A 21329-nucleotide genomic window follows, 5' to 3' on the forward strand; every position below is an offset into this window, starting at 1 on the left:
GATTGAGACAACTCTCTACGATGGCGCAATTCTACTCTGCAAAACGGCGTGTGACGACGCGCCAGATCATAACCGTTACAGTCAATGACCTCGATCCCTTTGGTCAGGGCGTTGCCCGCCACCAGGGGAAGGCGCTGTTCGTGAGCGGTGTGCTGCCGCAGGAGCAGGCCGAGGTGGTGCTGGTGGAAGACAAAAAACAGTACGCCCGCGCCCAGGTGAAACGCCGTCTAACCGACAGCCCGCAGCGCCAGGCGCCGCGCTGCCCGCATTTTGGCGTCTGCGGCGGCTGCCAACAACAGCATGCCAGCGTCGCGCTTCAGCAGCAAAGTAAACGCGCCGCGCTGGCGCGGCTGATGAAGCGTGAGGTGGATGAGGTCATCGCCGGCGTGCCGTGGGGCTACCGCCGTCGCGCGCGCTTAAGCTTGAATTATCAGCCAAAGACCCAACAATTGCAGATGGGTTTTCGCCAGGCCAACGCCAAAGCGATCGTCGATGTGGTGCAATGCCCTGTTTTGGTGCCCCAGCTTGAGGCATTGCTGCCCGCCGTGCGCGAGTGCTTAAGCGCGCTGAGCGCATTACGCCACCTCGGCCACGTCGAGCTGGTGCAGGCGGACAACGGCCCGCTGATGGTGCTGCGCCATACCGCTGCCCTGCCAGCGGGCGACAGGGAAAAACTGGAACGCTTTTCGCAAACTCACGGTCTTTCCCTGTACCTCGCGCCGCAAAGCGAGATACTGGAACATATTCATGGCGAAGCGCCATGGTATACCTCAGACGGACTACGCTTAGTGTTCAGCCCGCGGGATTTTATCCAGGTCAACGACGGCGTGAATCAGCAGATGGTGCGTACTGCGCTGGAATGGCTGGATCTGCAGCCAGAGGACCGGGTACTGGACCTGTTCTGCGGAATGGGCAATTTTACCCTGCCGCTGGCGACTCGCGCCGCCCACGTGGTGGGGGTGGAAGGGGTGCCCGCGCTGGTAGAAAAGGGGCGGGAAAACGCCGCCCTCAATGGTTTATCAAATGTCACTTTCTTCCATGAAAATCTGGAAGAGGATGTCACCCGTCAGGCCTGGGCGAAGCACGGCTTTGATAAAGTGCTGCTGGACCCGGCCCGCGCCGGCGCGCCGGGCGTGATGCCGCATATTATAAAACTGGCACCGCGGCGGGTGGTGTATGTTTCCTGCAACCCGGCGACGCTGGCGCGAGACAGCGAAACCCTGTTGCAGGCTGGATATCAGATTCAACGCCTGGCGATGCTGGATATGTTCCCGCATACCGGTCATCTGGAATCAATGGTGTTGTTTGAGCGCAGGCTTACATAAGGTCATTCACAACGTCGCAGAAGAGCCACCCTGGCCGTCAATGCTGACGCGACCTGCAGGATGACATGTAGAAAGTTGAGGCTTGCCGACTTCGGCAGGCCGGTCCCTTAAGGAGAGGACAATGGTTGCGGTAAGAAGTGCACATCTTAATAAAGCTGGTGAATTTGACCCGAAGAAATGGATCGCGAGTCTGGGGATTTCCAGCCAGCAGTCGTGTGAGCGCTTAGCCGAAACCTGGGATTATTGTCGCGAAAAAACGCAAGGACACCCGCAGGCAGACCTGCTGCTGTGGCGTGGCGTCGAAATGGTGGAGATTCTGTCCACCCTGAGTATGGATCTCGATACGCTGCGCGCGGCGCTGTTGTTCCCACTGGCGGACGGTGAAGTCGTTAGTGAAGAGGTCATGCAGGAGAGCGTGGGTAAATCGGTCGTGACCCTGATTCACGGGGTGCGGGACATGGCCGCTATCCGCCAGCTAAAAGCCACCCATAACGACTCGGTATCTTCCGAGCAGGTGGATAACATTCGCCGCATGCTGCTGGCGATGGTTGACGATTTCCGCTGCGTGGTCATCAAGCTTGCTGAGCGGATCGCGCATCTGCGCGAGGTCAAAGACGCGCCGGAAGATGAACGCGTGCTGGCGGCGAAAGAGTGCACCAATATCTATGCGCCGCTGGCGAACCGCTTAGGTATCGGCCAGCTGAAGTGGGAGCTGGAAGATTACTGCTTCCGTTATCTGCATCCGGCAGAATACAAGCGCATTGCTAAACTGCTCCACGAACGCCGTATCGACCGTGAGCATTACATCGACGAGTTCGTCGGTCACCTGCGCTCGGAGATGAAAGCCGAAGGCGTCAAGGCGGAAGTCTATGGCCGGCCGAAGCACATCTACAGCATCTGGCGCAAAATGCAGAAAAAACACCTCGCGTTTGACGAGCTGTTTGACGTTCGCGCGGTGCGCATCGTGGCCGAGCGTTTGCAGGATTGTTACGCCGCGCTGGGGATCGTCCATACCCACTATCGTCACCTGCCGGATGAATTCGATGACTACGTGGCCAACCCGAAACCCAACGGCTATCAGTCTATTCATACCGTGGTGCTGGGCCCGAGCGGCAAGACGGTGGAGATTCAAATTCGCACCCGGCAGATGCATGAAGATGCTGAGCTTGGCGTGGCTGCGCACTGGAAGTACAAAGAGGGGGCGGGAGCGGGCACCGGCGGTGGCCGTGGCTATGAGGACCGCATCGCCTGGCTGCGTAAGCTGATTGCCTGGCAGGAAGAGATGGCCGACTCTGGCGAAATGCTCGACGAAGTGCGCAGCCAGGTTTTCGACGACCGGGTGTATGTCTTTACGCCGAAAGGCGACGTGGTGGACCTGCCAGCAGGGTCGACGCCGCTCGACTTTGCCTACCATATCCACAGCGACGTCGGCCATCGCTGCATCGGCGCCAAAATTGGCGGCCGTATCGTGCCGTTCACCTATCAGCTGCAGATGGGCGATCAGATTGAAATTATTACCCAGAAGCAGCCGAACCCGAGCCGCGACTGGCTGAACCCTAACCTCGGCTACGTGACCACCAGTCGCGGACGCTCGAAGATCCACGCCTGGTTCCGTAAGCAGGACCGCGACAAGAATATTCTCGCTGGTCGGCAGATCCTCGACGACGAGCTGGAGCATCTGGGCATCAGTCTTAAGGATGCGGAAAAACACCTGCTGCCGCGCTACAACTTCAACGAGCTCGATGAACTGCTGGCTGCCATTGGCGGCGGCGATATCCGTCTCAACCAGATGGTCAATTTCCTGCAGGCGCAGTTCAATAAACCGAGCGCCGCTGAGCAGGATGCGGCCGCGCTGAAGCAGCTGCAGCAGAAAACCTACGCCCCACAGAACCGCACCAAGGACAATGGCCGGGTGGTGGTGGAAGGGGTAGGCAACCTGATGCACCATATTGCCCGCTGCTGCCAGCCGATCCCGGGTGATGAGATCGTCGGCTTTATCACCCAGGGGCGCGGGATTTCCGTGCATCGCGCCGACTGCGATCAGCTGGCTGAACTGCAGTCGCATGCTCCGGAGCGCATCGTCGATGCGGTATGGGGTGAAAGCTACTCGGCGGGCTACTCGCTGGTGGTCAGGGTGGAGGCGAACGATCGCAGCGGTTTACTGCGCGATATCACCACCATTCTCGCCAATGAGAAGGTGAATGTGCTGGGTGTCGCCAGCCGCAGCGATACCCGTCAGCAGCTGGCAACCATCGATATGACCATTGAGATTTACAACCTGCAGGTGCTGGGCCGGGTGCTCGGTAAGCTGAACCTGGTGCCCGATGTCATTGACGCGCGCCGTCTGCACGGCGGTTAAGTCCTCTCCAGGCCAGGTCAATGAATGACCGCTGGGGCAATGGCTGCTGAAACTGCCGGCGTTGGCGGCCTCAAAATCGCTGAGACGTTCCCGGAAGGCAGGGGCAGCCCGCATGGATGCGGGCTGAGGGCCGTGTTTTGCAGGGACGCTGCCTCGGCCCGACCCGAAGCCTGCAGGGATAAGTCGAAGGCACCGCGCAGCGGCGATTTTGCTGGCCGGAGCCCGGGGGTACAGGGGGCGGCGACTGGCCGCCCCCTGTGCGCTCCCTGTACCACAGGAGACATATGGCAGAACATTTACCGGGAGCGCAAAGTACGCTGGAGTCACACGTGAAAAACGCTTTTCCCGGGCTCAAAAGTTGCAAACCGATATTAATTTCTACCATTTTTTACATTTCCAGGATCCTCACATGACCCAAATCGACCGCCTGCTCGGCATTATGAAGCGCCTGCGCGACCCGGAAAACGGCTGCCCGTGGGATAAAGAGCAGACCTTTGCCACTATCGCCCCTTACACCCTTGAGGAGACCTACGAGGTCCTCGATGCTATCCAGCGGGAAGATTTTGACGACCTGCGCGGTGAGCTGGGCGATCTGCTGTTCCAGGTGGTGTTCTATGCGCAAATGGCGCAGGAAGAGGGACGCTTTAACTTTGACGATATCTGCGCTGCCATCAGCGACAAGCTGGAGCGTCGCCATCCCCATATTTTCGCTGATGCTACCGCAGGAAACAGCAGCGAAGTCCTGGCGCGCTGGGAGCAGATCAAAAGCGCGGAGCGAGCGGAAAAAGCCCAGCACTCGGCGCTGGACGATATTCCCCATAGCCTGCCGGCGCTAATGCGTGCGCACAAAATCCAGCGCCGCTGCTCGGCGGTCGGTTTCGACTGGACCTCGCTGGGACCGGTGCTCGACAAGGTGCATGAAGAAATTGATGAAGTGATGCATGAAGCGCAGCAGGCGGTGGTGGATGAAGCAAAACTGGAAGAGGAAGTGGGCGATCTGCTGTTTGCCACGGTGAATTTATCCCGTCATTTAGGGGTCAAAGCCGAGGTGGCGCTGCAGAAAGCAAACCGCAAATTTGAGCGTCGCTTCCGCGAGGTCGAGCGCATTGTCGCCGCCCGCGGCCTGGAAATGACCGGCATCGACCTCGATACCATGGAAGAAGTGTGGCAGGAAGTAAAACGCCAGGAAACTGATCTCTAACGAGTTTTCGTGATCAAGCGCGATTTGTGTGATTTTATAAATAACAAGCGCTTGATTTACGTCAAAAACATTTCGCCAAAAGCGTCTATTTTCTCTTTCCGTTATGTCGTTGAAACACCATGTAGCCTGCCTCTTCGAGTTGTTCGAGTCGCAACACAGGTGCAACTTGAAGAACGAAGGGGAGGGGAAGAATGAAAGTTTGTGGCGTCACGCATGTTCGGGTATACTACTTTCCCGTCCTGGTTATTCCATCGTTTTACCCTAACTTCTCAGGTTCAGCATGACAACGAACTATATTTTTGTGACCGGCGGGGTCGTATCCTCTCTGGGTAAAGGCATTGCCGCAGCCTCCCTGGCAGCCATTCTTGAAGCCCGTGGTCTCAACGTGACCATCATGAAACTGGATCCGTATATCAACGTCGATCCGGGCACCATGAGCCCAATCCAGCATGGGGAAGTGTTCGTTACTGAAGACGGCGCAGAAACCGATCTGGACCTGGGCCACTATGAGCGTTTCATCCGTACCAAGATGACGCGTCGCAACAACTTCACCACCGGCCGTATCTACTCCGACGTACTGCGCAAAGAGCGCCGTGGCGACTATCTGGGTGCCACCGTTCAGGTTATTCCACACATCACCAACGCTATCAAAGAGCGCGTACTGGCGGGCGGCGAAGGCCATGACGTCGTACTGGTGGAAATCGGCGGTACCGTAGGCGATATCGAATCCCTGCCGTTCCTCGAAGCCATTCGTCAGATGGCGGTAGAGATCGGCCGCGAGCATACCCTGTTTATGCACCTGACCCTGGTGCCGTACATGGCCGCTGCGGGCGAAGTCAAAACCAAGCCGACCCAGCACTCCGTGAAAGAGCTGCTTTCCATCGGTATCCAGCCAGATATCCTGATCTGCCGCTCAGACCGCGCGGTTCCGGCCAACGAACGAGCCAAAATTGCTTTGTTCTGTAACGTTCCGGAAAAGGCTGTGATTTCTCTGAAAGACGTCGATTCCATTTATAAAATTCCGGGCCTGTTGAAATCTCAGGGGCTGGACGATTATATTTGTAAACGATTCAGCTTAACTTGTCCGGAAGCAAACCTGGCCGAATGGGAACAGGTAATCTATGAAGAAGCCAATCCGGCAGGCGAAGTCACCATTGGTATGGTCGGTAAGTACATTGAACTGCCGGATGCCTACAAGTCGGTGATTGAAGCGCTGAAACACGGTGGTCTGAAAAACCGCGTGACCGTCAACATCAAGCTGATCGATTCGCAGGATGTGGAAACGCGCGGCGTCGAAATCCTCAAGGATTTAGATGCTATCCTTATCCCGGGCGGCTTCGGCTACCGCGGTGTGGAAGGTAAGATCGCCACCGCGCGCTATGCGCGTGAGAACAATATTCCTTATCTGGGCATCTGCCTGGGTATGCAGGTTGCGCTGATTGAGTTCGCGCGCAACGTAGCGGGTATGGAAAACGCCAACTCGACGGAATTTGTGCCAGACTGTAAATACCCGGTTGTGGCCCTGATTACCGAATGGCGTGACGAAGATGGCAACGTTGAAGTCCGCTCCGAGAAGAGCGATCTGGGCGGCACCATGCGCCTGGGCGCACAGCAGTGCCAGCTGGATGATGAATCTCTGGTGCGCCAGCTGTACGGCGAGCCGACCATCACCGAGCGCCATCGTCACCGCTACGAAGTCAACAACATGTTGTTGAAACCGATTGAAGCTGCTGGTCTGCGCGTTGCGGGCCGTTCCGGGGATGATCAGTTGGTCGAGATCATCGAAGTGCCGAACCATCCGTGGTTTGTTGCCTGCCAGTTCCACCCGGAGTTTACTTCGACGCCGCGTGATGGGCACCCGCTGTTTGCTGGCTTTGTGAAAGCCGCGAGCGAGTACCAGAAGCGTCAGGCGAAGTAAAAGAGTTAGAACGGCAATGCACCCAACTGGGTGCATTGTTTGTCTGGAGTTTTAGTTTAACTTGTACTGAGGAAAACCTAATGTCCAAAATCGTTAAAGTCATCGGTCGTGAAATCATCGACTCCCGTGGTAACCCGACTGTTGAAGCCGAAGTACACCTGGAAGGTGGTTTCGTCGGTATGGCAGCTGCTCCGTCAGGTGCTTCTACTGGTTCCCGCGAAGCGCTGGAACTGCGCGATGGCGACAAATCCCGTTTCCTGGGTAAAGGCGTAACCAAAGCTGTTGCTGCGGTAAACGGCCCGATCGCTCAGGCAATCCTGGGCAAAGATGCTAAAGATCAGGCTGGCATCGACAAGATCATGATCGACCTGGACGGTACTGAAAACAAATCTAACTTCGGTGCGAACGCTATCCTGGCTGTTTCTCTGGCAAACGCCAAAGCAGCTGCAGCGTCCAAAGGCCTGCCGCTGTACGCGCACATCGCGGAACTGAACGGCACTCCGGGCAAATACTCCATGCCGGTTCCGATGATGAACATCATCAACGGTGGTGAGCACGCTGACAACAACGTCGACATCCAGGAATTCATGATTCAGCCGGTTGGCGCGCCGACCCTGAAAGAAGCCGTACGCATGGGTTCTGAAGTGTTCCATCACCTGGCGAAAGTGCTGAAGTCCAAAGGCATGAACACTGCCGTTGGTGACGAAGGCGGCTACGCGCCGAACCTGGGTTCTAACGCCGAAGCACTGGCTGTTATCGCTGAAGCGGTTAAAGCTGCTGGCTACGAGCTGGGCAAAGACATCACCCTGGCGATGGACTGCGCAGCATCTGAATTCTACAAAGACGGTAAATACGTTCTGGCTGGCGAAGGCAACAAAGCGTTCACCTCTGAAGAGTTCACTCACTTCCTGGAAGACCTGACCAAACAGTACCCGATCGTCTCCATCGAAGATGGCCTGGACGAATCTGACTGGGACGGTTTCGCATACCAGACCAAAGTACTGGGCGACAAAATCCAGCTGGTTGGTGACGACCTGTTCGTAACCAACACCAAGATCCTGAAAGAAGGCATCGAAAAAGGTATCGCTAACTCCATCCTGATCAAATTCAACCAGATCGGTTCTCTGACCGAAACTCTGGCTGCCATCAAGATGGCGAAAGACGCTGGCTACACCGCTGTCATCTCTCACCGTTCTGGCGAAACTGAAGACGCGACCATCGCTGACCTGGCTGTCGGTACCGCTGCAGGCCAGATCAAAACCGGTTCTATGAGCCGTTCTGACCGCGTTGCTAAATACAACCAGCTGATTCGTATCGAAGAAGCGCTGGGTGAGCAAGCGCCGTTCAACGGTCGTAAAGAGATCAAAGGCCAGGCATAATCCTGTCTTTGTGAAATAATAATGCCAGCCTCAGGGCTGGCATTTTTTTTACCTCGTCGGCGATTATTTAAAATCGACGGCCATTTGCTGGGGGATCGACAGCCCGCGAGTGGTCTCCACGCAGCGGTCGATGTAATCCGTAAAACGCGGTGGTTTTGGCATTCCCATGCTCAACAGCTTGTCGTTACTAAAGCGCACATTCAACGTAGCGAACGCGCCATATAAGCGCATGGCTTTCAGCATCAGACGTTCATTGCATGGCCCAAATATCCCTTTCAGTTCACGACGCATTTTGACCAGCGTGTCATAGCTGACCTGGGCGTACTTATCCCCCACCGGGGCCTGTTCGAGGGCCTGAGCCATCGCCCGGTCGATTTCGGCAAACTTCACGCTATTCTCCTCCCCGGCAGAGATGTGCACCACTTCGCCGTGAGCCAGCGGCTGGTTAAGCAGCATCAGCAGGGCATCAGCGCAGTAGTCCACCGGGATGACATCGATTCGGTCCTCCATGGAACATAAAAATTTCTGCAGCATCAGCCCCATGCTGAACACCCAGAAAATACTGCTGGAAGGCCGGCAGCCGTGATGGGTATGACCCACCACGATAGAAGGGCGGGCAATGACCAGCGGCAGTGTAGGGCAATGCTGCTGCATCAACTGCTCGATGGTTGATTTCGAGTGGGTGTATTCCACCAGGTGCTCAGCGCGTTCCCGAAACTCCGCGCTTTCGGCGACCAGTGAATCCGGCTCAGGCGAACATGACATCGCTGTGCCGACGTGCAGAAAACGCTGCAGACCCTCAACCTGCGCCATCCGTTGCGCCAGGCGCAGCGTACCCTCAACGTTAACCTTCCAGATGAGCGGGTTGCTGCCAAACGAGGCGACAGCGGCGCAGTTGAGGACATGCGTCACCTGATCGAGGCGCGGATCGTTAAGAAAATGCTCCGGAGTAGCGAGATCGCCCAGCAGGATATGCTGCGGGTGAAGCATCGCCAGCTTCTCCTCGGCGATGTTGAACTTACGCATGTTCTCTTTGACCCGTTCGAGGCCTGCCTCGGGGCTATCAGCACGCACGAGCAGTAGCAGATCTAACCGGGTTTCCTGATGGAGTATTTTCTCTAACGCGGCACCGCCCAGAAACCCCGTAACGCCGGTAATTAATAATGTGGTCATAAACGCTATCTCATTATGGTTGGTCTGCGGGATTCTAGGCGGGCAAAAGTAAACGACGATTAAATAAAGAAGGGGCCCGATCAGGGATTTATTAAGACCAGTTTAAGGTTATTATCACCGGCGGATTGAATTGGACTCGCAGATCGGCCAGATAATTCACTCTTTCATGTATCAGTTTGTACATCACTGTATTTTAAGGTTTTTTATTTTGCTGTCTGGACCTTTTATTTTATCCTGAATGACAGGAATAACATTTTCTGTTACACATTTTCAGTCCACGTGTCAGAATATTAATTATTTTAATTCTTATCATGCTAATAAATTAAGCCAAAAGAAAAGATTGTTTCTTTAATCAATAATATTATTCCCGACACGGATATTGACGAAGGGGTAAAAAAGGGATCGCAGCGCAGGACAAGACCTGTGCGCTGAAATCTGCGATAATGGACGTTTATGACCCTAAACAGAGATGACTATGCAGTACCCGATTAACGAGATGTTCCAGACCCTGCAAGGCGAGGGTTACTTCACCGGCGTGCCTGCCATTTTTATTCGTCTGCAGGGATGCCCGGTAGGATGCGCGTGGTGCGACACTAAGCATACCTGGGACAAGCTGGCCGATCGGGAAGTGTCGTTGTTCAGCATCCTGGCGAAAACCAAAGAGAGCGATAAGTGGGGGCCGGCAAGCAGCGAGGATCTGCTGGCGATTATTGGGCGCCAGGGGTGGACTGCCCGCCACGTGGTCATTACCGGCGGTGAACCCTGCATTCATGATTTAACGCCGTTAACCTCGCTTCTGGAACAAAACGGCTTTAGCTGTCAGATTGAAACCAGCGGCACCCATGAAGTGCGCTGCAGCCACAACACCTGGGTGACGGTATCCCCGAAGGTTAATATGCGTGGCGGGTATGATGTGCTGTCGCAGGCTCTGCAGCGGGCGGATGAGATCAAGCATCCGGTAGGGCGCGTCCGCGACATCGAAGCGCTGGACGAACTGCTGGAAACGCTGAGCGATGACAAACCGCGGATCATCGCCCTGCAGCCGATCAGTCAGAAAGAAGACGCGACGCGCCTGTGTATCGACACCTGCATCGCCCGCAACTGGCGCCTGTCCATGCAGACGCACAAGTATTTGAATATTGCCTGAAAAAAAGCCCGGCAGCGTACTGACCGGGCTTTTTTTCGCTTACTCGCCGCGATAGACGCAGCCAGCGGTGCAGGTCTCTTTGACCATCACGGCGCTCAGCAGCGGTACCCGCGGTTTCATCTCATCCCAGATCCATTTCGCCAGCACTTCGCTGGTGGGGTTTTCCAGACCGGGGATATCGTTCAGATAATAGTGGTCCAGGCGATCGTATGTCGGCTTGAAGGCGGCCTTCAGCTCGGCAAAATCCATGATCCACCCGGTATGGGGATCGACTTCACCGGTGATCTCCAGACGCACCATAAAGGAGTGGCCATGCAGGCGACCGCATTTGTGCCCTTCCGGGACGTGCGGCAGGTGGTGGGCGGCTTCGAAGGTGAAATCTTTAAACAGCGTGGTGGACATCATTGACTCTCAACAGGACGAAAAAAACCGCCGTAGGGTACCGGAAAGCACATTTTTTCGCATTAACTAAAACGGCCCTGAACAGAAAATGGACACATTTATCTGGGTTATCTGAATTAAATGGTTATATTTCATGTGGTTATTTAATCGATTTTGTTGTTAATAACTACAACTAAAACAGGTTAGTCCATTTGGTTATTTATTATTTCCATCCCTTCTTTAATTGTTACTATCAGCACCGTTACCCTTCTATTCTCTTCTGTTTTTGTCGCGCTGACAGGGCGCGAACAACAGCTTTGCTTACTGGAACAAACGACGCATGACGACACAGGCCACACCTTCCAACTTGCTGCCGCTCAACCCGGAGCAACTGGCGCGCCTTCAGGCGGCCACCACTGACTTCACGCCTACCCAGCTTGCCTGGGTGTCTGGCTATTTCTGGGGCGTGCTGAATCAGCAGTCCGGCGCGGCTGTGGCCGTTCCTGCCCAGGCCGCTGAGGTGCCCTCGATCACGCTGATTTCCGCCTCGCAAACCGGCAACGCCCGCCGCGTCGCCGAAGCGCTGCGCGACGATCTGCTGGCAGCGAAGCTGAACGTGAAGCTGGTGAATGCAGGCGATTATAAATTCAAACAAATTGCTGCGGAAAAACTGCTGGTGGTCGTGACGTCCACCCAGGGGGAAGGTGAGCCGCCGGAAGAAGCGGTCGCATTGCATAAGTTCCTGTTCTCGAAAAAAGCGCCGAAGCTGGACGGGACCGCGTTCGCTGTCTTTGGCCTCGGCGATACTTCTTATGAATTCTTCTGCCAGTCTGGCAAAGATTTCGACAGCAAGCTGGCCGAGCTCGGCGCGGAACGCCTGCTCGATCGCGTCGATGCCGACGTCGAATATCAGACCGCGGCTGCGGAATGGCGCGCGCGCGTCGTTGAGGTGCTGAAAGCCCGTGCGCCAGTGTCCGCGCCCGCCCAGCTGGCCACCAGCGGCGCGGTGAACGACATCCATACCAGCCCGTACACCAAAGAGGCTCCGCTGTCGGCGACCCTGTCGGTCAACCAGAAAATCACTGGCCGCGATTCCGAAAAAGATGTGCGCCATATCGAAATTGACCTCGGTGATTCCGGTCTGCGCTATCAGCCGGGCGACGCGCTGGGCGTCTGGTATCAAAACGATCCTCAACTGGTCAAAGAGCTGGTGGAGCTGCTGTGGCTGAAGGGCGACGAGCCGGTAACCGTTGATGGCAAAACTCTGCCGCTGGCGGAAGCGCTGGAGTGGCATTTTGAGCTGACGGTTAACACCGCGACTATCGTCGAAAACTACGCCACCCTGACCCGCAGCGAATCGCTGCTGCCGCTGGTGGGCGATAAAGCTCAGCTGCAGCAGTATGCCGCTGCGACGCCTATCGTCGATATGGTCCGTTTCTCGCCGGCACAGCTGGACGCCGAGGCGTTAATCGGTCTGCTGCGTCCGCTGACGCCGCGCCTGTACTCCATTGCCTCCTCACAGGCGGAAGTGGAGAGCGAAGTGCATGTCACCGTGGGCGTGGTGCGCTATGAAATAGAAGGCCGCGCCCGGGCTGGCGGTGCCTCCAGCTTCCTCGCCGACCGCGTGGAAGAAGATGGCGAAGTCCGCGTCTTTATTGAACACAATGACAACTTCCGTCTGCCGGCTAACCCGGAGACGCCGGTGATCATGATTGGCCCGGGCACCGGCATTGCGCCGTTCCGCGCCTTTATGCAGCAGCGCGCAGCGGACGGGGCGCAAGGCAAGAACTGGTTGTTCTTCGGCAACCCGCACTTCACTGAAGATTTCCTCTATCAGGTGGAGTGGCAGAGCTATGTGAAGGAAGGTCTGCTGACCCGTATCGATCTGGCCTGGTCCCGCGATCAACAACAAAAAGTCTACGTGCAGGACAAACTGCGCGAGCAGGGAGCCGAGCTGTGGCGCTGGATCAATGATGGCGCCCACATTTATGTCTGCGGCGACGCCAATCGTATGGCGAAAGACGTGGAACATACTTTACTGGAAGTGATTGCCGAATACGGCGCGATGGACGCCGAAGCGGCGGACGAATTTTTAAGTGAGCTGCGCGTTGAGCGCCGTTATCAGCGAGATGTCTACTAATGAGCGAAAAACATCCGGGGCCTTTAGTGGTCGAAGGTAAACTGACCGATGCCGAGCGCATGAAGCTTGAGAGCAACTACCTGCGCGGCACCATTGCGGAAGATTTAAACGACGGTCTGACCGGCGGTTTTAAAGGTGATAACTTCCTGCTGATCCGTTTCCACGGCATGTACCAGCAGGACGATCGCGATATCCGCGCGGAACGCGCCGCCCAGAAGCTGGAGCCGCGCCATGCGATGCTGCTGCGCTGCCGTCTGCCGGGCGGGGTGATCACCACCACCCAGTGGAAGGCGATCGATAAGTTTGCCGCGGACAACACCATTTACGGCAGTATTCGTCTGACCAACCGGCAGACGTTCCAGTTCCACGGCATTCTGAAAAAGAACGTGAGACCGGTGCATCAGATGCTGCACTCGGTGGGGCTGGACGCGCTGGCCACCGCCAACGATATGAACCGTAATGTGCTGTGCACCTCCAACCCGTACGAGTCGCAGCTGCACGCTGAGGCCTACGAGTGGGCGAAAAAGATCTCCGAGCATCTGCTGCCGCGTACCCGCGCTTATGCCGAGATCTGGCTGGATCAGAAAAAGGTCGCCACTACTGACGAAGAGCCGATCCTCGGTCAGACCTATCTGCCGCGTAAGTTTAAAACCACGGTGGTGATCCCGCCGCAGAACGATATCGATCTGCACGCTAACGACATGAACTTCGTGGCGATTGCCGAAAATGGCAAGCTGGTGGGCTTTAACCTGCTGGTGGGCGGCGGTCTCTCTATCGAACACGGCAACAAGAAAACCTACGCCCGCACGGCGAGCGAATTCGGTTATCTGCCGCTGGAGCATACTCTGGCGGTGGCGGAAGCGGTCGTGACTACCCAGCGCGACTGGGGCAACCGTACCGACCGTAAGAATGCGAAAACCAAGTACACCCTTGAGCGCGTTGGCGTCGAAACCTTCAAGGCGGAAGTGGAGCGCCGGGCCGGCATTAAGTTTGAGCCGATCCGCCCGTACGAATTCACCGGCCGCGGCGACCGCATCGGCTGGGTGAAGGGGATTGATGACAAATGGCACCTGACGCTGTTTATTGAAAACGGCCGCATTCTCGATTATCCGGGTCGTCCGCTGAAGACTGGCCTGCTGGAGATTGCTAAGATCCATAAAGGCGAATTCCGCATCACTGCCAACCAGAACCTGATCGTTGCCAGCGTACCGGAAGATCAGAAGGCGCGGATCGAGAAGCTGGCGCGGGATCATGGTCTGATGAATGCCGTTACTCCGCAGCGCGAAAACTCGATGGCCTGCGTCTCCTTCCCGACCTGCCCGTTGGCAATGGCGGAAGCCGAACGTTTCCTGCCGTCGTTTATCGACAAGGTGGAAGGGGTGATGAACAAGCACGGCGTGAGCGATGAGCATATCGTCACCCGCGTCACCGGCTGCCCGAACGGCTGCGGCCGCGCGATGCTGGCGGAAGTGGGACTGGTGGGCAAAGCGCCGGGGCGCTACAACCTGCACCTTGGCGGTAACCGCAGCGGCACACGCATCCCGCGGATGTACCGTGAGAATATTACCGAGTCGGAAATTCTCGACTCGCTAGACGAACTGGTAGGGCGCTGGGCGAAAGAGCGCGAAGCGGGTGAAGGCTTCGGCGACTTTACGGTGCGTGCGGGCATCATTCGCCCGGTGCTCGACCCAGCCCGCGATTTCTGGGAATAACATCCTGGTGCCCGGTGGCGCGTAGCGACCCGGGCCTGTAAAACCCGTAGGCCGGGCAAACGCAGTGCCGCCCGGTAAAACAGGCAAACGAGGTTTATATGTCCGTACTCGATCTAAACGCGCTTAATGCATTGCCGAAAGTGGAACGTATCCTGGCGCTGGCGGAGACCAATGCGAAGCTGGAGAAGCTCAGCGCCGAAGAACGCGTAGCGTGGGCGCTGGAAAATCTGCCTGGCGAGTATGCTTTATCTTCCAGCTTTGGTATTCAGGCGGCGGTGAGTCTGCACCTGGTGAATCAGCTGCGCCCGGATATTCCGGTGATCCTCACGGATACCGGCTATCTGTTTCCGGAAACCTATCAGTTTATCGATGAGTTAACCGACAAGCTCAAGCTGAACCTGAAGGTCTATCGGGCGCAGGAGAGCGCCGCCTGGCAGGAGGCGCGTTACGGTAAGCTGTGGGAGCAGGGCGTTGAGGGCATTGAGAAATACAATGAGATCAACAAAGTCGAGCCGATGAACCGGGCGCTGAAAGAGCTCAATACCCAGACCTGGTTCGCTGGTCTGCGCCGCGAGCAGTCCGGTAGCCGGGCGACCTTACCGGTGCTGGCTATCCAGCGCGGGGTGTTCAAGGTGCTGCCGATTATCGACTGGGATAACCGGACGGTATATCAGTACCTGCAAAAGCACGGGCTGAAATACCACCCGCTGTGGGATCAGGGCTATCTGTCTGTAGGCGATACCCACACCACCCGCAAATGGGAGCCAGGCATGGCAGAAGAAGAGACTCGGTTCTTCGGGCTTAAACGCGAGTGCGGATTGCACGAGGGTTAAGCTGTTAGCGCTTTCTTTGGGTGATAATTCAAGAAGAACACGCGGGTGATACCGCGCGTTCTTTTGTGCGTATCAGCTTTTCTTCTCCACCTTCGCCAGCTCTTTCACCAGCGGCAGCATCACTTTCACTACCTCGCGGCTGCGGCGTTCTATGCGTCCCGGCAGCGCGTGGTCGAGATACTGCTGATTATCAATCTGCACGCTATGCCAGCTGGTGCCGTCCGGGAAGGCGCGGGATTTCTGGCGCTGCTGATAGCCATCCTTTTTGCCGAGTGACCAGTTGGTTGCCTCGACCGACAGCACCGGGATCCCCGCGCTGTCGAAGACGCTGGCGTCGTTACAGCAGGCGGTGCCTTTTGGGTATGCTGGGTTCAGTCCTGGATTGGTCGCCGCGACAATCCCCTTGCTGCGGGCGATAGCCAGCGCACGGTCGCGGGTTAGCTTACGCACCGAGGCCGGCGTGCGGCGGCCACTGTTGAAGTAAAGCTTATCGCCCACCACCAGATTATCGAGGTTGATCACCAGCAGGGTATTTTTCTTTTCCGCCTCACTCATGCGCTGCAGCAGATTTTGCGCCCCGAGACGACCTTCCTCTTCACCGCTGGTGGCGATAAAGCGAATGCCATAGCGGGTGGGGATATTCTTTAAATGATCCGCCAGCTCCAGCATCACGCCGAGCCCCATCGCGTTGTCGTCGATGCCCTGCAGCGTCAGGCCGCCAAGGTTGTTCTCCACGTCTTTATCGCTCTGCGGCGCGTAGGTATCGAGGTGCGCCATAATAATGATTTGCTGGCGGGACTGGCCTTCATGGGCGGCGATCACCGTACTGCCGGTGGCGTTATGCCAGTTCTTACGCTGATTGTTATCGGTATAGATGTAGCGGGTATTGAAGCTGCGCACGTCGCTCTGATAACCCATCTGGGCGAACTGCTGGCGGAGGTACTCGGCTGACAACATCTCGGCTGGTGTTCCGGTCATTCGTCCCGGGAAGACGGTGGCGATATGACGGGCCTGGCTACTGGCGGTGTCGCCCAGCGCGCTGAATGCGGGGGCGGCGGCGAAAACAAAACCGGTGCCGAGCGCCACAGGAAGCAGACGGCGGCACAACGCGGAAAACATAAGGGGTCCTTACACGAACAAGACAATTTGACGCGTACAGTATGAAACTGTGACCGCGGTTAAACAATTTCAATTGCTCTTAAATAGCGGAAAAATAGCGCGTTAAGCACTTTTTGATATTTGTATTTCCACAGCGTTATTCCTTTGCGTCACAACTCATTCCATTTCGTAATTTCATTTGCTCTCAGGCGCACCCTATAGTCGCAGTATCGCTGATTGTAAGAGAGTTGTTGCGCCGTGGATTACTTGCCCCTTTTTGCCGAACTGAAACAAAGGCCCGTGCTGGTGATCGGCGGCGATGAGATTGCTGAACGCAAGATTAAATTCCTGCTGCGCGCTCAGGCGCAGGTGCAGGTGGTCGCCGGGACGCTCTCTCCGGCGCTGGCCGATCTGGCGGCGCGCCAGGCGCTTAGCTGGCGGGCGACGGAATTTAGCGAGTCGCTGGTGGATGATGTCTTTCTGGTGATTGCGGCCACGGAGGATGAGGCGCTTAATCAGCGGGTGTTTGCGGCGGCTAACGCGCGCTACCGGCTGGTCAACGTGGTGGATAACCAGGCGCTGTGCTCGTTTGTCTTCCCTTCTATCGTCGACCGTTCGCCGCTGCTGGTGGCGATCTCCTCCAGCGGCAAAGCGCCGGTGCTGTCGCGTATTCTGCGCGAGAAAATTGAAGCGCTGCTGCCGACGAACCTCGGGCGGCTGGCGGAATCGGCGAGCTACTGGCGCAACCATCTGAAAACCCGTCTGACGACCACCGAAGCGCGTCGCCGCTTCTGGGAACGCGTCTTTACCGGCCGCTTTGCCAGCCTGATGGTGGCGGGCAATCATGCGGAGGCGGAAAAGGCGCTGCAGGATGAGCTGGATAAGCCCGAACGCGAGACGGGAGAAATTATTCTGGTGGGCGCCGGGCCGGGCGATGCCGGGCTGCTGACCCTTCGTGGTCTGCAGGCGATCCAGCAGGCGGACGTGGTTTTCCACGACCATCTGGTGACCCCGCCGGTTCTCGAGCTGGTGCGCCGTGATGCCGAGCTGATCTGTGTCGGCAAACGCGCCGGCGAGCACTCGGTGCCGCAGCATGAAACCAATCAGCTGCTGGTGGCGGCGGCGAAGGCGGGGAAAACCGTCGTGCGTCTGAAGGGCGGGGATCCGTTTATTTTTGGCCGCGGCGCAGAAGAGCTGCAGGCTGCCGCCGAAGCGGGGATCCCGTTCCAGGTGGTGCCTGGCGTCACTGCTGCTGCCGGGGCGACGGCCTACGCCGGTATTCCGCTGACCCATCGCGACTATGCGCAAAGCGCCGTCTTTGTCACCGGCCACTACAAGCCGGACAGCGCCCCCTTCGACTGGTCGCTGCTGGCGAAGAGCCAACAAACGCTGGCGATCTACATGGGCACCATGAAGGCGGCGGAAATCAGCGCCCAGTTGATCGCCCACGGTCGCGACAGCGCTACGCCGGTCGCGGTGATTTCCCGCGGTACCCGCGACGATCAGCAGACAATAACCGGCACATTGCAACAACTCGAACACCTGGCGAAAGACGCCCCGATGCCCGCCCTGCTGGTGGTCGGCGAAGTGGTGCAGCTGCATCAGCAGCTCGCCTGGTTTCAACATACATCATCCGCCGAAGGGTTTAACGCTTCGGTGGTCAATCTGGCTTAAGGAACGGTTATGGACCAAAAACGACTCACTCACCTGCGGCAACTGGAGGCGGAAAGCATCCATATTATTCGTGAGGTGGCCGCCGAATTTTCTAACCCGGTGATGATGTACTCCATCGGGAAAGATTCCAGCGTAATGCTGCATCTGGCGCGCAAAGCGTTTTATCCGGGAACCCTGCCGTTCCCGCTGCTGCACGTCGATACCGGCTGGAAATTCCGTGAGATGTATGAGTTCCGCGACCGTACCGCCAAAGCCTACGGCTGTGAGCTGCTGGTGCATAAAAACCCGGAAGGGGTGGCGATGGGCATCAACCCGTTTGTCCACGGCAGCGCTAAGCATACCGATATCATGAAAACGGAAGGCCTGAAGCAGGCGCTGAACAAATACGGCTTTGACGCCGCGTTCGGCGGCGCGCGTCGCGACGAAGAGAAATCCCGCGCGAAAGAGCGCATCTACTCCTTCCGCGACCGCTTCCACCGCTGGGACCCGAAAAATCAGCGTCCGGAGCTGTGGCACAACTACAACGGCCAGATTAACAAAGGCGAAAGCATCCGCGTCTTCCCGCTCTCCAACTGGACTGAGCTGGATATCTGGCAGTACATCTATCTGGAAAATATTGAAATCGTGCCGCTGTATCTGGCCGCTGAGCGCCCGGTGCTGGAGCGCGACGGTATGCTGATGATGATCGATGACGACCGTATCGATCTGCAGCCGGGCGAAGTGATTGAAAAACGGATGGTGCGTTTCCGTACCCTTGGCTGCTGGCCGCTGACCGGCGCAGTGGAGTCTGAAGCGCAGACGCTGCCGGAAATTATTGAAGAGATGCTGGTATCGACCACCAGCGAACGTCAGGGCCGCGTGATTGACCGCGACCAGGCCGGCTCGATGGAGCTGAAGAAACGTCAGGGGTATTTCTAAGGAGCCGCCATGAACACCACAATTGCCCAACAAATTGCTAATGAAGGCGGCGTAGAAGCTTACCTGCACGCGCAACAGCACAAGAGCCTGCTGCGTTTTCTGACCTGCGGCAGCGTTGATGACGGCAAAAGCACCTTAATTGGCCGTCTGCTGCACGATACGCGCCAGATCTATGAAGACCAGCTGTCGTCTCTGCACAACGACAGCAAGCGTCACGGTACCCAAGGCGAAAAACTGGACCTGGCGCTGCTGGTGGACGGCCTGCAGGCTGAGCGTGAGCAGGGCATCACCATCGATGTCGCTTACCGCTACTTCTCGACCGAAAAACGCAAATTTATCATCGCCGACACCCCGGGGCACGAGCAGTACACGCGCAATATGGCCACCGGCGCGTCAACCTGCGACCTGGCGATCCTGCTGATCGATGCGCGCAAGGGCGTGCTCGACCAGACCCGTCGTCACAGCTTCATCTCGACGCTGCTGGGCATTAAACACCTGGTGGTAGCGGTCAACAAAATGGATCTCGTCGAGTTTAGCGAAGCGCGCTTCAACGAGATCCGGGAAGATTATCTGACTTTCGCCGAGCAGCTGCCGGGCAACCTCGATATCCGCTTTGTACCGCTGTCGGCGCTGGAAGGCGATAACGTCGCCAGCCAGAGCGCGAACATACCGTGGTACAGCGGCCCGACCCTGCTGGAAGTCCTCGAAACCGTGGAGATCCAGCGGGTGGTCGAGAGCCAGCCGCTGCGCTTCCCGGTGCAGTATGTTAACCGTCCGAACCTCGATTTCCGCGGCTTCTCCGGCACGGTCGCCTCCGGTACGGTTACCGTTGGCCAGCGTCTGAAGGTGCTGCCGTCGGGCGTCGAATCGAGCGTGGCGCGTATCGTCACCTTCGACGGCGACCTGCAGGAAGCTGCCGCCGGCGAAGCCATTACCCTTGTGCTGAAAGATGAAATCGACATCAGCCGCGGCGACCTGCTGGTTGACGCGCAAGCCTCGCTGCCGGCGGTGCAAAGCGCCAGCATCGACGTGGTGTGGATGGCCGAGCAGCCGCTGACCCCGGGCCAGAGCTACGACATTAAAATCGCCGGCAAGAAGACCCGCGCTCGCGTCGACGCTATCCGCTACCAGGTCGATATTAACAACCTGACCCAGCGTGAAGTCGAGTCTCTCCCGCTGAACGGCATTGGGCTGGTGGAGCTGACCTTTGACGAACCTTTAGTGCTGGATCCGTATCAGCAAAACCCGGTGACCGGCGGCCTTATCTTTATCGATCGCCTGACCAACGTCACCGTGGGCGCCGGGATGGTCAACGAGCCGCACCTGCAGGCGTCGACCTCGGCATCGCAGTACAGCGCCTTCGAGCTGGAGCTGAACCAGCTGATCCGTAAACACTTCCCGCACTGGGACGCCCGCGACCTGCTGGGAGGCCAATAATGGCCCAGCATGACGAAAACGTCGTCTGGCATGCCCATCCTGTGACCCAGCAGCAGCGGGAGCAGCATCACGGCCATCGCGGCGTGGTGCTGTGGTTTACCGGCCTTTCGGGGTCGGGTAAATCCACTGTCGCCGGGGCGCTGGAAGAGGCGCTGCATGAGCGCGGCGTCAGCACCTATCTGCTGGACGGCGACAACGTGCGTCATGGCCTGTGCAGCGACCTGGGATTCAGCGATGAGGATCGCAAAGAGAACATTCGCCGCGTCGGTGAAGTGGCCAGGCTGATGGTCGATGCCGGGCTGGTTGTATTGACGGCATTTATATCTCCGCACCGCGCGGAGCGACAGATGGTGCGCGAGCGCCTGGGGGAGGGACGCTTTATCGAAGTGTTCGTCGATACCCCGCTGGCCATTTGCGAGGCGCGGGATCCGAAAGGATTATACAAGAAGGCGCGGGCAGGGGAATTACGCAATTTCACCGGCATAGACTCGGTCTATGAGGCACCGGAAAAGGCGGAAATTCATCTGGATGGTGAACAATTGGTAACAAATTTGGTGCACCAACTATTAGACCTGCTGCAACAGAGCGATATTATCAGATCCTGAAACGGCAGCGGCATCGAGGGGTGCCGGTT

At 57.3% G+C, this 21329-nt stretch carries 16 protein-coding genes; 13 read left to right on the plus strand and 3 right to left on the minus strand.

Going from position 1 to position 21329, the window contains the following annotated elements; genetic code table 11:
- Nucleotides 1-20: 20 nt before the first annotated feature.
- From rlmD to eno, 5 genes are all read left to right on the plus strand, one after another.
- The gene (rlmD, locus tag CW267_RS06510; protein ID WP_008806247.1) at nucleotides 21-1325 is read left to right on the plus strand and encodes a 23S rRNA (uracil(1939)-C(5))-methyltransferase RlmD; all 1305 of its coding nucleotides are present in this window, start codon (nucleotides 21-23) and stop codon (nucleotides 1323-1325) included.
- A gap of 121 nt (nucleotides 1326-1446) precedes the next feature.
- Entirely contained in the window at nucleotides 1447-3684 is a 2238-nt protein-coding gene (gene relA / locus CW267_RS06515) for a GTP diphosphokinase (protein WP_100781402.1), read from the plus strand.
- Nucleotides 3685-4093: 409 nt separating this feature from the next.
- Nucleotides 4094-4885, plus strand: a complete 792-nt coding sequence (mazG, locus tag CW267_RS06525; protein WP_016161725.1) for a nucleoside triphosphate pyrophosphohydrolase — start codon at nucleotides 4094-4096, stop codon at nucleotides 4883-4885.
- 280 nt (nucleotides 4886-5165) lie between these two features.
- Nucleotides 5166-6803 carry a glutamine hydrolyzing CTP synthase gene (pyrG, locus tag CW267_RS06530; RefSeq protein WP_008806244.1) on the plus strand — a complete coding sequence of 546 codons (1638 nt, stop codon included), beginning with the start codon at nucleotides 5166-5168 and terminating at the stop codon, nucleotides 6801-6803.
- 80 nt (nucleotides 6804-6883) lie between these two features.
- Entirely contained in the window at nucleotides 6884-8182 is a 1299-nt protein-coding gene (gene eno / locus CW267_RS06535; RefSeq protein WP_008806243.1) for a phosphopyruvate hydratase, read from the plus strand.
- A gap of 63 nt (nucleotides 8183-8245) precedes the next feature.
- Here eno and CW267_RS06540 read toward each other — a convergent pair whose 3' ends face one another.
- Nucleotides 8246-9355 carry an SDR family oxidoreductase gene (locus CW267_RS06540; RefSeq protein WP_100781400.1) on the minus strand — a complete coding sequence of 370 codons (1110 nt, stop codon included), beginning with the start codon at nucleotides 9353-9355 and terminating at the stop codon, nucleotides 8246-8248.
- A 475-nt stretch (nucleotides 9356-9830) separates the two neighbouring features.
- On the opposite strand from CW267_RS06540, the gene queE reads away from it, so the two are divergent.
- Nucleotides 9831-10502: a 7-carboxy-7-deazaguanine synthase QueE gene (gene queE / locus CW267_RS06545; protein ID WP_008806241.1), complete on the plus strand. Its 672-nt coding sequence runs from the start codon at nucleotides 9831-9833 to the stop codon at nucleotides 10500-10502.
- 39 nt (nucleotides 10503-10541) lie between these two features.
- Here the strand turns inward: queE and queD are convergent, their stop codons facing one another.
- Nucleotides 10542-10907 (minus strand): 6-carboxytetrahydropterin synthase QueD, encoded by a 366-nt coding sequence (gene queD, locus CW267_RS06550; protein ID WP_004174641.1) that lies wholly within the window; start codon nucleotides 10905-10907, stop codon nucleotides 10542-10544.
- 316 nt (nucleotides 10908-11223) lie between these two features.
- On the opposite strand from queD, the gene cysJ reads away from it, so the two are divergent.
- The 3 genes from cysJ (at nucleotide 11224) to cysH (ending at nucleotide 15568) form a co-directional block, all read left to right on the plus strand.
- The gene (gene cysJ / locus CW267_RS06555; RefSeq protein ID WP_016161724.1) at nucleotides 11224-13023 is read left to right on the plus strand and encodes an NADPH-dependent assimilatory sulfite reductase flavoprotein subunit; all 1800 of its coding nucleotides are present in this window, start codon (nucleotides 11224-11226) and stop codon (nucleotides 13021-13023) included.
- Complete coding sequence (gene cysI / locus CW267_RS06560) at nucleotides 13023-14735, plus strand: assimilatory sulfite reductase (NADPH) hemoprotein subunit (RefSeq protein WP_100781399.1); 1713 nt, start codon at nucleotides 13023-13025, stop codon at nucleotides 14733-14735. Before cysJ ends, cysI begins: the two co-directional genes overlap by 1 nt.
- Before the next feature lie 98 nt (nucleotides 14736-14833).
- Nucleotides 14834-15568, plus strand: a complete 735-nt coding sequence (gene cysH, locus CW267_RS06565) for a phosphoadenosine phosphosulfate reductase (RefSeq protein WP_008806238.1) — start codon at nucleotides 14834-14836, stop codon at nucleotides 15566-15568.
- A 72-nt stretch (nucleotides 15569-15640) separates the two neighbouring features.
- Here the strand turns inward: cysH and CW267_RS06570 are convergent, their stop codons facing one another.
- A complete protein-coding gene (locus CW267_RS06570) occupies nucleotides 15641-16687 on the minus strand; it encodes an aminopeptidase (RefSeq protein WP_100781398.1) in 1047 nt (348 codons plus the stop codon).
- Nucleotides 16688-16933: 246 nt separating this feature from the next.
- On the opposite strand from CW267_RS06570, the gene cysG reads away from it, so the two are divergent.
- The 4 genes from cysG to cysC are packed head-to-tail and all read left to right on the plus strand — an operon-like array spanning nucleotide 16934 to nucleotide 21300.
- Complete coding sequence (gene cysG, locus CW267_RS06575; RefSeq protein ID WP_162494494.1) at nucleotides 16934-18340, plus strand: siroheme synthase CysG; 1407 nt, start codon at nucleotides 16934-16936, stop codon at nucleotides 18338-18340.
- A 9-nt stretch (nucleotides 18341-18349) separates the two neighbouring features.
- Nucleotides 18350-19258: a sulfate adenylyltransferase subunit CysD gene (gene cysD / locus CW267_RS06580; protein WP_002915160.1), complete on the plus strand. Its 909-nt coding sequence runs from the start codon at nucleotides 18350-18352 to the stop codon at nucleotides 19256-19258.
- A 9-nt stretch (nucleotides 19259-19267) separates the two neighbouring features.
- Entirely contained in the window at nucleotides 19268-20695 is a 1428-nt protein-coding gene (gene cysN / locus CW267_RS06585) for a sulfate adenylyltransferase subunit CysN (protein ID WP_012967340.1), read from the plus strand.
- A complete protein-coding gene (cysC, locus tag CW267_RS06590) occupies nucleotides 20695-21300 on the plus strand; it encodes an adenylyl-sulfate kinase (protein ID WP_002915158.1) in 606 nt (201 codons plus the stop codon). Before cysN ends, cysC begins: the two co-directional genes overlap by 1 nt.
- Nucleotides 21301-21329 lie beyond the last annotated feature (29 nt).

The sequence above is a fragment of the Klebsiella sp. X1-16S-Nf21 genome (assembly GCF_002837615.1).
GTDB classification, from domain to species: Bacteria; Pseudomonadota; Gammaproteobacteria; order Enterobacterales; family Enterobacteriaceae; genus Klebsiella; species Klebsiella variicola.

Bases quoted from the DNA above. Each gene is read 5' to 3' on its own strand.
- cysC (WP_002915158.1), top strand. From the start codon at position 20,695: ATGGCCCAGCATGACGAAAACGTCGTCTGGCATGCCCATCCTGTGACC.
- CW267_RS06570 (WP_100781398.1), bottom strand. From the start codon at position 16,687: ATGTTTTCCGCGTTGTGCCGCCGTCTGCTTCCTGTGGCGCTCGGCACC.
- cysI (WP_100781399.1), top strand. From the start codon at position 13,023: ATGAGCGAAAAACATCCGGGGCCTTTAGTGGTCGAAGGTAAACTGACC.
- pyrG (WP_008806244.1), top strand. From the start codon at position 5,166: ATGACAACGAACTATATTTTTGTGACCGGCGGGGTCGTATCCTCTCTG.
- mazG (WP_016161725.1), top strand. From the start codon at position 4,094: ATGACCCAAATCGACCGCCTGCTCGGCATTATGAAGCGCCTGCGCGAC.
- cysN (WP_012967340.1), top strand. From the start codon at position 19,268: ATGAACACCACAATTGCCCAACAAATTGCTAATGAAGGCGGCGTAGAA.
- queE (WP_008806241.1), top strand. From the start codon at position 9,831: ATGCAGTACCCGATTAACGAGATGTTCCAGACCCTGCAAGGCGAGGGT.
- cysD (WP_002915160.1), top strand. From the start codon at position 18,350: ATGGACCAAAAACGACTCACTCACCTGCGGCAACTGGAGGCGGAAAGC.
- queD (WP_004174641.1), bottom strand. From the start codon at position 10,907: ATGATGTCCACCACGCTGTTTAAAGATTTCACCTTCGAAGCCGCCCAC.
- CW267_RS06540 (WP_100781400.1), bottom strand. From the start codon at position 9,355: ATGACCACATTATTAATTACCGGCGTTACGGGGTTTCTGGGCGGTGCC.
- rlmD (WP_008806247.1), top strand. From the start codon at position 21: ATGGCGCAATTCTACTCTGCAAAACGGCGTGTGACGACGCGCCAGATC.
- eno (WP_008806243.1), top strand. From the start codon at position 6,884: ATGTCCAAAATCGTTAAAGTCATCGGTCGTGAAATCATCGACTCCCGT.
- cysJ (WP_016161724.1), top strand. From the start codon at position 11,224: ATGACGACACAGGCCACACCTTCCAACTTGCTGCCGCTCAACCCGGAG.
- cysH (WP_008806238.1), top strand. From the start codon at position 14,834: ATGTCCGTACTCGATCTAAACGCGCTTAATGCATTGCCGAAAGTGGAA.
- relA (WP_100781402.1), top strand. From the start codon at position 1,447: ATGGTTGCGGTAAGAAGTGCACATCTTAATAAAGCTGGTGAATTTGAC.